A 12923-nucleotide genomic window follows, 5' to 3' on the forward strand; every position below is an offset into this window, starting at 1 on the left:
CCTCACACCGCGCGCTCAGGTAGCGGGTGGATGGCCGCGGCTGGGTCGGGTGCGGATGGCCGAACCCGGCCCCGGCCATCCGCCGTCGTCAGCCGACGCGCGCGGCCCGGAGCCGGGCCATCCGCCGCCCGAGCAGGCCGTGGCGCGGACCGAAGAGGTAGACGAGCGTGAACACCACGCCCTGCACGAGGATGACGAGCGCGCCCGACGCCGCATCGAGCCAGAAGCTGAGGTAGATGCCGACGACCGAGCTCGCGGCCGAGAGGGCGGGGGCGATGATGAGCATCCGCCCGAACCGGTCGGTGAGCAGGTGCGCGGTGGCTCCCGGGATGATCAGCATCGCCACGACGAGGATCACGCCGACCACCTGCAGCGCGACGACCGACGTCAGCGCGAGCACGCCCAGCAGGATGGCCCCGAGCAGCCGCGGGGAGAGGCCGATCGCGAACGCATGCGTGGGGTCGAACGCGTAGAGGGTGAGGTCGCGGCGCTTCACGAGCAGCACCGCGAGCGCGACGGCGGCGAGCACTCCGATCTGGATGAGGTCGCCGTCGGACACGCCGAGGATGTTGCCGAAGATGATGTGGTTGAGGTCGGTCTGGCTCGGCGTCACCGAGATGAGGACGAGCCCGAGCGCGAACAGCGTCGTGAAGACGATGCCGATGGCGGCGTCCTCCTTCACGCGGCTCGTGTCGCGGAGCACGCCGATGAGCGCGACGGCGAGGAGCCCGAATGCGAGCGCCCCGAGCGCGAACGGCGCGCCGACGATGTAGGCGAGCACGACCCCCGGCAGCACCGCGTGCGAGACCGCGTCGCCCATCAGCGACCAGCCGACGAGCACGAGCCAGCACGACAGCAACGCGCACACGATCGCGGCGACGACGGTGGCGGCGAGCGCGCGCAGCATGAAGTCGTACTGCAGCGGCTCGAGGAGGAGGTCGAGCGGGCTCATGCGACGCCTTCCAGTCCGAACGCCTTCGCGAGGTTCTCCGGGCGCAGCGCGACGTCGACCGGTCCGTGGAAGAGGGGGCGGCGCAGCAGCAGGACGGCCTCGTCGGCCAGCTGCGGAAGCGCATGCAGGTCGTGGGTCGAGACGAGCACCGCGCAGCCATCCGCCGCGAGCTCTCGCAGCAGGCGCACGATCGTCGCCTCGGAGCGCTTGTCGACGCCGGCGAACGGCTCGTCGAGGAGGAGGATCCGCGCGCCCTGCGCGATGCCGCGCGCGACGAACGCGCGCTTCCGCTGGCCGCCGGAGAGCTGGCCGATCTGCCGGTCGGCGAGGTCCGCGAGGTCGACCCGCTCGAGCGCTGTGGCGACGGCGGCCCGGTCCTCCGGGCGGGGGCGCCGCGTGATGCCCTGGCGCCCGAACCTGCCCATCATCACGACGTCGCGGACGGAGACGGGGAACGCCCAGTCGACGTCCTCGCTCTGCGGCACGTAGCCGACGACGCCGCGCCGCCGGGCGGTCGCGGGCGAGCCACCCTCGATGCGCACCCTCCCCTCGTCCGGGCGGATGAGCCCCAGCGCGGTCTTGAACAGCGTCGACTTGCCGGAGCCGTTCATGCCGATGAGCGCGGTCACGCGGCCGGGCTCGACGGCGATCGACGCCCCGTCGAGGGCGAGGATGTCGCCGTACCGCACGGTGATGTCGGCGAGTTCGATGGCGGGGGTCATCCCGTGAGCCCTTCCACGATGAGGTCGACGTCGTGTCGGATGAGATCGAGATACGTCGGCACCGGGCCGTCGGCCTCGGACAGGGAGTCGACGTAGAGGGTGCCGCCGAACGCGGCGCCCGTCGCCTCGACCACGCGCTGCATGGGCTTGTCCGAGACCGTCGACTCGCAGAACACGGCCGGCACGTCGCGGTCGTCGACGAACTCGGTGACGGCGGCGATCTGCTGCGGCCGCGCCTGCTGCTCGGCGTTCACCGGCCAGATGTACGCCTCGGCGAGGTCGGCGTCGCGGGCGAGGTACGAGAAGGCGCCCTCGCACGTGACGAGCGCGCGCTCGTTCTCCGGCAGCGGCGCGAGGGCGGCGACGAGCTCGTCCGCCACGGCCTGCAGCTCGCCGCGGTACGCCGCGCCGTTGGCCGCGTACGCGTCGGCGTGCGCGGGGTCGAGGTCGCTGAAGGCGGCGACGATGTTGTCGACGTAGATCCGCGCGTTCGCCGGACTCATCCACGCGTGGGGGTTCGGATGGTCGGTGCCCTCGATCGAGATCGGCTCCACCCCGTCCGACACGACGACGTGCGGGGCGTCGACCGCATCGACGAACTGCGCGAACCAGGCCTCGAGCCCCATGCCGTTGTCGAGGACGAGCGCGGCGTCCGCGGCGCGGCGCATGTCGCCGGGGGTCGGCTCGTAGCCGTGGATCTCGGCGCCGACCTTCGTGATCGACTGGACGGCGAGGTGCTCCCCCGCGACGTTCTGCGCGATGTCGGCGAGCACCGTGAACGTCGTGAGCACCACCGGGCGGCCGTCGCCCTCCGCCGCGGGCTGCGCCGCGCAGGCGGACAGCAGCGCGGCGACCGCGAGGAGCGCGGCACCGGCGACCCGACGATTTTTCGGCATACCGAAAAATTAGAGCCGCGCGCCCTCCGGGGCAAGCGGCACGCGCGGATCCACCCGACCACCCGGTTTGCCAGTGCGGGCGACACGCTTCCGGTGCCGAAACCGTGCCACCCGCACTGGCGAAGCGAAGAGGCCTCGCCTCAGCCGACCGGATCCGCCACTGGAGCCGCCTGCCGCGAGCGCCGGGCGTTCTGCACCATGTCGAACGAGAGCACCGCGAGCGCGACCCACACGATGCCGAACCCGATCCACCGCTCAAGGGGCATGGGCTCGCCGAGCACGACCACGCCGCACAGGAACTGCAGGATCGGCGCGATGAACTGCAGCAGCCCGATCGTCGTCAGCGAGACGCGCCGCGCGCCGGCCGCGAAGAGCAGCAGCGGGATGGCCGTGGCCACGCCCGCGAGCGACAGCATCACCGTGTGCAGGATGCTGACCGACCCGTACGTGAGCCCCGTCGTCATCGCGACGACCACGAGCTGCACGACCGCGACCGGCGTCAGCCAGGCCGTCTCGATCGCGAGGCCGCTGACGGCGTCCACCGCGCCGCCGATGCGGTTCTTCACGAGGCCGTAGAACCCGAACGAGGCGGAGAGGAGGAGCGAGATCCACGGCACCGACCCGTACGCGATGACGATCACGGCCACCGCGACCGCGGCGATCCCGATCGCCGCCCACTGCGCGGGCCGCAGCCTCTCGTGCAGCACGAGCACGGCCAGCAGCACCGTCACGATCGGGTTGATGAAGTACCCGAGGCTCGACTCGATGACGTGTCCGGTGAGCGTCGCGATGAGGAACGTCTGCCAGTTCACGTAGATGAGCACGCCCGCGATCGCCGTCCACAGCGCGAGTCGACGATTCCGCAGCACCGCGGCCATCCGCCCCCAGCCGCGCGTGACGGTCAGCAGCAGAGCGCAGAACACGAGCGACAGCAGCACCCGCCACGCGACGACCTCCCACGGACCGGTCGGCGCCAGCAGCACGAAGTACAGCGGTAGCACGCCCCAGAGCAGATAGGCGCCGAAGCCGTATCCGGTGCCGAGCATCCGCTCGCGGTCGGGGGCGGATGGCGCGGGTCCGGTCATCCCTCCAGGTTACGTCGGGAGACCCGGCCGAGGCGCTCCGCGGCCCGCCGCCGACGCCCGCGGGAGCGGTCGGCTGGCTCGTGCGCGCGGCCCGGAGCCTGCTCGAGGGTCTGCCCGTCGCCGCGCTCCTCCACCCGCACCCGCCGCGCGGGGAGCGACTCGCCCCGTCGGGAGACGTACGCGACGAGACGCTCGCGCACGAGGCAGCGGAGGTCCCACAGGTCGCCGGAGTTCGCCGCGGTCACCGTCGCGCGCACCTGCACGGCGTCGGCGCGGGCGTCGACCATGACGAGACCGGCCGAGCGGCCATCCCACGAGGGAGCGGACTCGACGACGCGCTGCAGCTCCGCGCGGAGGCCGTCGAGGTCGACTCCCCAGTCCACGTCGATGAGCACGACGCCGGTGAGCTGCGTCTGCGAGCGCGTCCAGTTGGCGTAGGGCGTGGTCGTGAAGTAGGTCGACGGCAGCACGAGGCGCCGGTCGTCCCAGATCTGAACGACGACGTAGGTGAGGGTGAGCTCCTCGACGACGCCGAACTCGCCGTCCACCTCGACGGTGTCGCCCACGCGCAGCGCGTCGGAGAACGCCAGCTGCATGCCGGCGACGACGTTGCCGAGCGTGGACTGCGCGGCGATGCCGGCGACGATCGATGCGACGCCGGCCGACGCGAGCAGCGAGGTCCCGAAGCTCTCCGCGCCCGGGATCGTCATGAGGATCGTGCCGGCGGTGAGCACCACGACGACCACGATGACGAGCCGCCGGATGATGAGGATCTGCGTGCGGCGACGGCGCAGCGTGTAGTCGGCATCGCCATCCGGAACGCTGCGCGCGAGCAGGCCGTCGACGAGGAAGAGCAGGATGCTCGCGATGAGCCAGCCGATCGTGATGATCGAGGCGAGCTTCAGGGTGTAGCGGATGGCGCCGGCCAGGGCGGGCGCGACCTGCTCGAGCGGCTGCGCGGTCGCCACCCAGAGGCCGACCGCCAGGATGGTCCAGAACAGCGGCGAGCGCAGTCGACGGGAGAGCCGCGTGAAGAGCTCGCGACGGCGCCCAAGGGTGCGCATGACGACCCCGAGCACCCAGGTGCACACGAACGCGGCGGCGAGCGCGGCCGCCACGGCGATGGCGACGGTACCCCACCCCCAGGCGAGCGAGGCGGCGTCCACGGGCTGTTCGACGTCGAGAGGGAGCATCCGTCCACGCTAACGACGCCGACCTCCGTGGATGCAGAAAGGCCCGGCGCCGAAGCGCCGGGCCTTTCCGAAGGCTGTCGTCAGCGGACGACGACCGCGAGCACGTCGCGGGCCGAGAGCACCAGGTACTCGTCGGCGCCGAACTTGACCTCGGTTCCGCCGTACTTGCTGTACAGGACGCGGTCGCCGACGGCGACGTCGAGCGGAACGCGGTTGCCGTTGTCGTCGATGCGGCCGGGACCCACGGCCACGACCTCGCCCTCCTGGGGCTTCTCCTTGGCGGTGTCGGGGATGACCAGACCGCTGGCGGTGGTCTGCTCGGCCTCGACCTGCTTGATGACGATGCGGTCCTCGAGCGGCTTGATGGAAACCGACACGGTGTACCTCTTCTTTCGTTGCTTCGACGGAAGACTGGTTCGCACTCTCATGCCGAGAGTGCTAATGCCAGCATAGGACGACGCCTGGCACTCATGCAACGCGAGTGCCAACGCGCGTCGCGAGCGGGGGCGGTCGTCCGGCGGCACGGGAGAATGGGACTCATGGATCAGGGAGAACTCGACGCGCTGCTCACCTCCGAGGGGCTCGCGCTGCTCGACGCCCTCGACCCCGTCGAGACGACCGCCGACGTCGCCCGCGCGGTCTCCCGCCTGCGCGCGGAGGGACACTCCCCCGACCTCGTCTCCGCCGTCGTCGGCCAGTCGCGGCTGCGCCTGCGCGCCGAGGCGAAGTTCGGCCCGTTCGCCTCGCGCATGCTGTTCACGCGCGCGGGTGTCGAGCAGGCGACGCGGATGGCCGTGGCCGCGCACCACGCGGCGCGCTTCCGTCGGGCGGGCATCGGCCGGGTCGCCGACCTCGGCTGCGGCATCGGCGGCGACGCGCTCGCGTTCGCCGGCAGCGGGCTCGACGTGCTCGCGGTCGATGCCGATCCGGTGACCGCCGCCCTCGCCGCCTACAACCTCCGCCCGTTCGGGGATGCGGTCGAGGTGCGCTCCGCCCGCGCGGAAGAAGTCGACCTGGCCGGGTGGGACGCCGTCTGGCTCGACCCGGCCCGGCGCACGGCCGGGCACTCCGAGACGCGGCGCGTGGCGCCATCCGATTACTCGCCGTCGCTTGACTGGGCGCACGAGCTGGGCGAGCGGATGCCCGTGGGCATGAAGCTCGGACCAGCGCACGACCGCGAGGCGATTCCGGACGGCGTCGAGGCGCAGTGGGTGAGCGTGGACGGGTCCACCGTCGAGGTCGTGCTGTGGTCGGGCGCGCTCGCCCGCGAGGGCGTGGGGCGCGCGGCACTCGTCATCCGCGGCGAGGCCTCGCACGAGCTCACCAGTGCGGGCGACACGGAGGACGAGCCGGTGCGCGAGCTCGGGGCGTTCCTGCACGAGCCCGAGGGTGCGGTCATCCGCGCGCGGCTGGTCGGCGAGGTGGCGCGGTCGCTCGAGGCGGGGCCGGTGGCGCCGGGCATCGCGTACCTCACGGGCGACGCGGCGGTGACGACGCCGTTCGTGACGTCGTTCCGCGTGCGCGAGACGCTCCCCGCCGATGCGAAGGCGCTCGCGAAGGCCCTGCGCGCGCGAGGCATCGGCACGCTGGAGATCAAGAAGCGCGGCGTCGACATCGACCCGGCGCTGTTCCGGAAGAAGCTGAACCTGCGGGGCGACGAGTCCGCGACGCTGTTCGTGACGCGCATCGGCGGCAAGCGGACGGCCATCCTTGCCGACCGCGTGTGAGGCACGCGGACGTCGAGCGAGCGAAGCGAGACGACACGCCGCAACCCTTCCCCGGGACCCCGGGAGGGGCCATCCGAATCACAGCAGCCCCGGCACCGCCAGCACCGGCGTCTCCCCCAGCTGACCGAGAATCCACACCGCCCACACGCTGCAGCCCACGAGCGCGGCGATGCCGAGACCGAAACCCCACCACGCCATCGAGCGGTCCGCGTGCCGGCGGACGAGCGCGATGACGGCGAGCACGACGGCGACCAGAGCGAGCGGCGCCACCCACGGCGTGAACCAGGATGTCGGCAGCGCGAACATCCCGAGCATGAGCGCGGGCGTCGAGAGCGAGATCCGGCGGCGGACCACCGGGATCGCGGAGGACACCTCGTTCAGCAGCTCGTCGTCGTCGAGCTGTGCGGCGTCCTCGGGCTCGGTCATGGCACCGGCGCGACCTGGATCTCGGTGACGGGCAGCGTGGAGTCCGCGCCGAACGCGAGCGTCGACGGGCGGCGTCCGCTCTGGATGAGCTCCGACGCGAGCGCGGCGATCATCGCGCCGTTGTCGGTGCAGAGGCGCAGCGGCGGGATGCGCACGGTGACGCCGGCGGCCTCCGCGCGGGCGAGCGCGACCTCGCGCAGGCGGCGGTTCGCGATGACCCCGCCGCCGAGCAGCAGGCGCGGTACGCCGTGCTCGGCGCACGCGTCGAGGGCCTTGGTCACGAGAACGTCGACCACGGCCTCGCGGAAGCTCGCCGCGACATCCGCCATCGGGATGGCCTCGCCCTCGGCCTCGCGCTGCTCCGTCCACCGCGCGACGGCGGTCTTGAGGCCGGAGAAGGAGAAGTCCCAGCGGTGCTTCTCGCGGTCGCTCGCCCGCGAGAGGCCGCGGGGGAAGCGGATGGCGTCGGGGTCGCCGCCGACGGCCGCCCGGTCGATCTCGGGGCCGCCCGGGTAGGGCAGCCCGAGGATGCGCGCGACCTTGTCGAACGCCTCGCCGGCGGCGTCGTCCACGGTCTCGCCCAGCAGCTCGACGTCGCTCGTGAGGTCGCGGACGAGCAGCAGCGAGGTGTGCCCGCCCGAGACGAGGAGCGCGACCGTCGGGTACTCGAGCGGCTCGCTGTCGTCGGCGAGGAGGTCCGCGGCGATGTGGCCGACGAGGTGGTTCACGGCGTACAGCGGCTTCTCGAGCGAGACGGCGAGCGCCTTCGCGGCCCCGACACCCACCATGAGCGCGCCGGCGAGACCCGGGCCGCTCGTCACGGCGACGGCATCGACGTCGGCGAGGCGGATGCCGGCCTCGGCCACGGCCTGCTCGATCGCGGGCTGCATCGCCTCGAGGTGCGCGCGTGCGGCCACCTCGGGCACGACGCCGCCGAAGCGTGCGTGCTCGTCCATGGAGCTCGCGATCGTGTTCGACAGCAGCGTGCGGCCGCGGACGATCCCGATTCCGGTCTCGTCGCAGCTCGTCTCGATGCCGAGGACGAGGGGTTCGGCGGGGGTCATGAGCAGGCTCCGGCATCGGCAGGGTCGGGGGTGCGCGCGGCGCGCCACGCGGGGACGTCGAGGCGCATCACGATCGCATCCACATCGTCGGGTTGGTAGTACCCGGGGCGGCGTCCGAGCTCGGTGAAGCCCTCGCTCGCATACAGCGCCTGGGCGACGGGATTGTCCGCGCGCACCTCGAGGAACACCTCGCGCACGCGGCGCCGGTCGGCCTCCTCCACGAGCGAGCGCAGCAGCGCGCGCCCCTGGCCGCGGCCGCGAGCGCTCTCGGCGACGGCGATCGTCTGCACGTCGGCGTCCTTCGAGCCGGGCAGCGCGCGCAGGCCGGCATAGCCGACGACCTGCCCCGCCTGCTCGAGGACGAGATAGTGCCCGTGCTCGGAGCCGAGCTCCTCGCGCATCATCGCCTCGCTCCACGCGTCGGTGGGGAACGATGCGCGCTCGAGCGCGATGATCGGGGGCAGATCGAGGATGGTCGCGGGCCGGATGTTCACGCGCTCACCTTCTTCCGCGGCGCGGGCATCTTCACATCGGGCGACCGCAGGTACAGCGGCTCGTCGACGTCGGGCGCTTCACCGGCGCCGAGGCGGATGGCCGCGACCCGGCCCAGCATCCCGATCGGGATGCGCGTGGCCGCGAAGATCACGGAGTTCGGGAGGAGATGTGCGTTCGGGAGGACCCCTGTGCGGGATTCCTCCTCCTGACTGCTCATCTCCTCCGGAAAGCGCAGGCTCGCGAGCAGGAGGTCCGCCGCGAGGTCGGCGTCACGCGGGCGGAGCTCGGGCCCCGCGACTCGGCGCGGCAGGCGCCATCCGTCGGGCTCGCCGTAGACCGAGATCGCGTTCTCCCGACGGCGGGCGTCGGTGGTCACGGCGAATCCGCCGTCGGGATGCGTCTCGAGGAGCTCCAGTGCGACGGCGTCGTGGCTCACGACGGGCAGCACGGGGATGCCGCGGCCCAGTGCGAATACGCGCGCGGCGGCGATGCCGATGCGCAGGCCGGTGAACGGCCCCGGTCCCATTCCCGCCGCGACATGCGTGATGTCGCCGGCCGCGACGCCCGCGTCGGCGAGCGCGCGCTCGAGGAGCGTGCCGATCACCTCGGCGTGCCCGAGGGCGTTCTCGCTCTCGACGGCGGAGCGGATCTCGCCGTCGGGCGCGACGACCGCCGCGCCCGAGCCGAGGGAGGTGTCGACGGCCAGGATCATGCCCTCCAGCGTAGTTTCCCGGGCCTCGGGAACGCCGGGAACGCGCGGAGGGCCCGGCCCTACGCCTCTACGAGCGCCGCGCGGTACTTGGCCTCGGCGAGCGCGCCGACGCGGGAGTGCCGTCGACCGTAGCCGAGGTAGATCACCGCGCCCACGACCATCCAGCAGGCGAAGGCGATCCAGGTGCTCGCCGACAGCTGCGACATGAGCGCGAGGCAGGTGAGCGCGCCGAGCACGGGGATGACCGGGAAGAGCGGCACCCGATACGTGCGCGGCAGCTCCGGGCGGCGGTAGCGCAGCACGATCACGGCGATGTTGACGACGGTGAACGCGGCGAAGGTCCCGATGCTCGTGGCGTTCGCGAGCTCTCCGAGGGGCACGACGCCGGCGGCGACGGCGATGACGATCCCGACGATGAGGGTGCCGACGACCGGCGTCTGAGTGCGCGGCGAGATCCGGCCGAGCACGCGCGGCACGAGGCCGTCGCGCGACATCGTGAGGAGGATCCGCGTCTGTCCGTAGAGCACGGTGAGCACGATGCTCGCGAAGGCGATGAGCGCGCCGAGCGAGAAGACCACGCCGAACCAGGGCTGCCCGGTGACCTCGGCGAGCACGGTGACGAGGCCGTTCTCGCGGAACCACGACGCCTCGCGCGCGCCGATCGCCGCGACGGCGACCACCACGTAGATCACCGTGACGAGACCCATGCCGAGCAGGATGGCCCGAGGCAGATCGCGGGTCGGGTTGCGTGCTTCCTCTCCCGCGGTGGACGCGGCATCGAAGCCGATGTACGAGAAGAACAGCACGGCGGCGGCGCCCGTGACACCGGGGAAGAACGTGTCGAACATGCCGGAGAAGTGATCGATCCGGAACGCCGTGAATGCGACGGCGGCGAAGAACAGCAGCACGACGATCTTGAGGAGGACGAGCACGGTGTTGATCCATGCCGCTTCGCGTACGCCTCGCAGCAGCAGCACCATCGCGAGGATCACGAGGAGGAATGCGCTGAGGTTGAACACGCCGCCCTCCGCCGAGGGGTCCGAGGCGATGGCGGTGGGGAGCGACAGGTCGAAGATCGCGAGCGTCTCGTCCACGTACTGCCCGGCGCCCGCCGCGACCGCGGCCACCGAGACGCCGTACTCCAGCACGAGACACCAGCCGACGACCCATGCGACGCCCTCACCGAGGGTGACGTAGGCGTATGAGTAGCTCGATCCGGAGACGGGCACGGCGCCCGCCATCTCCGCGTACGACAGCGCGGACAGCAGCGCCGGGATGGCCGCGAGGAGCACGCTCATCCAGATGCCGGGACCGGCATGCGGGATCTGCTCCGCAAGCAGCGCGAGGATGCCGGTGCCGAGCGTCGCCCCGACGGAGATCATCGCGAGCTGGATCATCGAGAGGTGGCGGCCCAGCGTGCCCGGGCCCTCGCTCGAGGTGCCGGCTTCGGCGACGAGCATGCCGATCGTGCGACGGCGCAGGAGCTGCGCCGCCAGAGAGGGGCGGGTCATGCGGCGGTGCGCCGCTCGATCCGGACGACGCGCGGGGCGTCTTCGTCGAGCTCGGCCGATGCGCGCGACAGGTCGCCGCACATCGTGTCGGAGCCGCGGCCGCCGACGGGCCGCGTGATCTCCACGTCCCACCACACGTCGCGCAAGCCCTCGACCTTGTCGCGGCCCCACTCCATGACGACGACGGAGCCGTCCACGTCGATGTCGAGATCGTCGAGCTCGAGCGCCGACGACAGGCGGTAGGCGTCGGCATGCACGAGCGGCACTCCCCCGACGAGCGACGGGTGCGTGCGCGCGATGACGAAGGTGGGGCTCTGGATGGGCCCGCGCACGCCGAGCTTCTCGGCGAGGCCGCGCGTCAGCGTCGTCTTGCCCGCGCCGAGCGGCCCGGTGAGGACGACGAGGTCGCCCGCTTCCAGGTGCGCGCCGAGGCGGCGCCCGAGCTCTTCCATGTCGGATGCGGTGGGCACGTCGTGCGTGCCGAGCAGGTCGTCGGGAATCATCCCGTCACCCTCCGTGCCACGCGCGGACCGATGCGCGTGACGATCTCGTAGTTGATGGTGGACGCGGCCTCCGCCCACTCCTCGACCGCCGGCGTCCCCGCGCTCGGATCGCCGAAGAGCACGACCTCGTCGCCGATCTCGACGGGAAGGTCGCCCACCTCGACGACGAACTGGTCCATGGCGATGCGGCCGCAGACGCGCAGGCGCTCCCCGCGGATGGCCACCGGCGCGACATCCGATGCCTGCCGCGGGATGCCATCCGCGTAGCCGAGCGGCACGAGCGCGAGGGTCGTCTCGCATGCCGTCCGGTGCACATATCCGTAGGAGACGCCCTGCCCCTCGGACACCCGGCGCACCGCGGCGACCCGGCCGGTGAGCGTCATGACCGGCCGCAGCCCGAGGTCCGCCGAGGTCGCGTCGTCGAACGGCGAGAGACCGTAGATGCCGAGACCGACGCGCACGGCGTCGAACCGCGCGGCGGGCAGGCGGATGGCCGCCGCAGTCGCGGCGAGGTGGCGGATGGCCGGGGCCAGGCCCGCCGCCGATGCTGCGGCGAGCGCTCCCTCGAAGACGCCGACCTGGTCGAGGTCGTCGGCGTCGCTCGTGCCGGACAGGTGGCTGAAGACGCCCTCGACGACGAGGCGCCCGTCGCGCTCGAGGCGTGCGGCTTCGGCGAATGCGTCGGCCCAGTCCGCGGGGGCGAGCCCGTTGCGGCCGAGCCCGGTCTCGACCTTCAGGTGCACACGCGGCGCGCCGGTGCCGGCCGCGTCGCCCGCACGGGCGATCGCCTCGAGCTGCGGGATGCGCGAGACGCCGAGCTCGAGGCGGGCGTGCGCCGCGGCGACGAAGTCCTCGTTCGGGTCGTGCAGCCAGGCGATGATCGGCGCGTCGATGCCGACGGCGCGCAGGGCGAGCGCCTCGGGGATCTCCGCCACGCCGAGCCGCGTCGCACCGCCCTCGAGCGCTGCGCGGGCGGCGGTCTCGGCGCCGTGCCCGTAGGCGTCGGCCTTCACGACGGCGATGAACTCGCGCGTGCCGGCGACCTCCCGCAGGTGGCGCACGTTGTGGACGATGGCGGCGCGGTCGATGACGGCCTCGCGCATGGGCGATTCTCCCCCGCTCACGAGGCGGGGCCATCCGTCGGGGCAGCACCCGGACCATCCGTCGCGGCAGCACCCGGACCATCCGGCCCCTCGGCGACGACGTACGCGACGGCGAGGCCGGCGTCGTGGGAGAGCGAGAGGTGCACGGCGGTCACGCCGCGGGCGGCGATCGCGTCGGCGGTGGCGCCGGTGAACTCGAAGCGCGGGGCCTCGCGTTCGCCGTTGCGGGCGACCTCGGCCTCGGTCCAGGTGAGGCCCTCGGATCCGCCGAGCGCCTTGATGAGCGCCTCCTTCGCGGCGTACCGCGCGGCCAGCGACCGGAGCGGCAGCGGCCGCTCGGCGGGCGTGAAGAGGCGCTCGCGCAGGCGCGGCGTGCGCGTGAGGGTGCGCTCGAACCGCGCGATGTCGACCACGTCGACGCCGATTCCGACGATCATGCTGCTGCCCTTCTCCCGCCCAGACGACATCGTCTCACCGGAAGGACACGCTTTTCCGCGTTGGACGGTGTCGCGTCGGTGAGACGACATCGTCTGG

Annotated in this window: 15 protein-coding genes; 1 reads left to right on the plus strand and 14 read right to left on the minus strand. The window is 72.5% G+C overall.

Translation table 11 applies throughout. The annotated features are described in order from the left end of the window. Positions 1 to 88 precede the first annotated feature (88 nt). The 6 genes from D7D94_RS07125 to groES all read right to left on the minus strand — a co-directional run bounded on the left by D7D94_RS07125 (position 89) and on the right by groES (position 5225). Positions 89 to 952, minus strand: coding sequence for a metal ABC transporter permease (locus D7D94_RS07125; RefSeq protein ID WP_156241954.1), 864 nt, complete (start codon positions 950 to 952; stop codon positions 89 to 91). After that, entirely contained in the window at positions 949 to 1674 is a 726-nt protein-coding gene (locus D7D94_RS07130) for a metal ABC transporter ATP-binding protein (RefSeq protein WP_156241955.1), read from the minus strand. Before D7D94_RS07130 ends, D7D94_RS07125 begins: the two co-directional genes overlap by 4 nt. Then, the gene (locus D7D94_RS07135; protein ID WP_156241956.1) at positions 1671 to 2570 is read right to left on the minus strand and encodes a metal ABC transporter substrate-binding protein; all 900 of its coding nucleotides are present in this window, start codon (positions 2568 to 2570) and stop codon (positions 1671 to 1673) included. The genes D7D94_RS07130 and D7D94_RS07135 overlap by 4 nt, the downstream gene beginning before the upstream one ends. 140 nt (positions 2571 to 2710) lie before the next feature. Next, complete coding sequence (gene rarD / locus D7D94_RS07140; protein WP_156241957.1) at positions 2711 to 3655, minus strand: EamA family transporter RarD; 945 nt, start codon at positions 3653 to 3655, stop codon at positions 2711 to 2713. Further along, positions 3652 to 4848: a mechanosensitive ion channel family protein gene (locus D7D94_RS07145; RefSeq protein ID WP_156241958.1), complete on the minus strand. Its 1197-nt coding sequence runs from the start codon at positions 4846 to 4848 to the stop codon at positions 3652 to 3654. The genes rarD and D7D94_RS07145 overlap by 4 nt, the downstream gene beginning before the upstream one ends. Positions 4849 to 4928: 80 nt before the next feature. Continuing rightward, positions 4929 to 5225 carry a co-chaperone GroES gene (gene groES, locus D7D94_RS07150; protein WP_039394204.1) on the minus strand — a complete coding sequence of 99 codons (297 nt, stop codon included), beginning with the start codon at positions 5223 to 5225 and terminating at the stop codon, positions 4929 to 4931. 162 nt (positions 5226 to 5387) lie between these two features. Here groES and D7D94_RS07155 point away from each other — a divergent pair, with 162 nt between their 5' ends. Then, positions 5388 to 6575, plus strand: coding sequence for a class I SAM-dependent methyltransferase (locus tag D7D94_RS07155; RefSeq protein WP_156241959.1), 1188 nt, complete (start codon positions 5388 to 5390; stop codon positions 6573 to 6575). A 78-nt stretch (positions 6576 to 6653) separates the two neighbouring features. Here D7D94_RS07155 and D7D94_RS07160 read toward each other — a convergent pair whose 3' ends face one another. The 8 genes from D7D94_RS07160 to D7D94_RS07195 are packed head-to-tail and all read right to left on the minus strand — an operon-like array spanning position 6654 to position 12826. After that, positions 6654 to 7001 carry a hypothetical protein gene (locus D7D94_RS07160; RefSeq protein ID WP_156241960.1) on the minus strand — a complete coding sequence of 116 codons (348 nt, stop codon included), beginning with the start codon at positions 6999 to 7001 and terminating at the stop codon, positions 6654 to 6656. Beyond that, positions 6998 to 8065, minus strand: coding sequence for a tRNA (adenosine(37)-N6)-threonylcarbamoyltransferase complex transferase subunit TsaD (gene tsaD, locus D7D94_RS07165; RefSeq protein WP_156241961.1), 1068 nt, complete (start codon positions 8063 to 8065; stop codon positions 6998 to 7000). The genes D7D94_RS07160 and tsaD overlap by 4 nt, the downstream gene beginning before the upstream one ends. Then, the gene (gene rimI / locus D7D94_RS07170; RefSeq protein ID WP_156241962.1) at positions 8062 to 8559 is read right to left on the minus strand and encodes a ribosomal protein S18-alanine N-acetyltransferase; all 498 of its coding nucleotides are present in this window, start codon (positions 8557 to 8559) and stop codon (positions 8062 to 8064) included. Before rimI ends, tsaD begins: the two co-directional genes overlap by 4 nt. Beyond that, complete coding sequence (tsaB, locus tag D7D94_RS07175) at positions 8556 to 9272, minus strand: tRNA (adenosine(37)-N6)-threonylcarbamoyltransferase complex dimerization subunit type 1 TsaB (protein ID WP_156241963.1); 717 nt, start codon at positions 9270 to 9272, stop codon at positions 8556 to 8558. The genes rimI and tsaB overlap by 4 nt, the downstream gene beginning before the upstream one ends. A gap of 59 nt (positions 9273 to 9331) precedes the next feature. Beyond that, positions 9332 to 10783: an APC family permease gene (locus D7D94_RS07180; RefSeq protein ID WP_156241964.1), complete on the minus strand. Its 1452-nt coding sequence runs from the start codon at positions 10781 to 10783 to the stop codon at positions 9332 to 9334. Then, the gene (gene tsaE, locus D7D94_RS07185) at positions 10780 to 11286 is read right to left on the minus strand and encodes a tRNA (adenosine(37)-N6)-threonylcarbamoyltransferase complex ATPase subunit type 1 TsaE (RefSeq protein WP_156241965.1); all 507 of its coding nucleotides are present in this window, start codon (positions 11284 to 11286) and stop codon (positions 10780 to 10782) included. The genes D7D94_RS07180 and tsaE overlap by 4 nt, the downstream gene beginning before the upstream one ends. Beyond that, positions 11283 to 12389 carry an alanine racemase gene (gene alr / locus D7D94_RS07190; protein ID WP_156241966.1) on the minus strand — a complete coding sequence of 369 codons (1107 nt, stop codon included), beginning with the start codon at positions 12387 to 12389 and terminating at the stop codon, positions 11283 to 11285. The genes tsaE and alr overlap by 4 nt, the downstream gene beginning before the upstream one ends. A 17-nt stretch (positions 12390 to 12406) precedes the next feature. After that, positions 12407 to 12826 (minus strand): holo-ACP synthase, encoded by a 420-nt coding sequence (locus D7D94_RS07195; protein WP_156241967.1) that lies wholly within the window; start codon positions 12824 to 12826, stop codon positions 12407 to 12409. Positions 12827 to 12923: the final 97 nt, after the last annotated feature.

The organism is Microbacterium oryzae (assembly GCF_009735645.1).
GTDB classification, from domain to species: Bacteria; Actinomycetota; Actinomycetes; order Actinomycetales; family Microbacteriaceae; genus Microbacterium; species Microbacterium oryzae.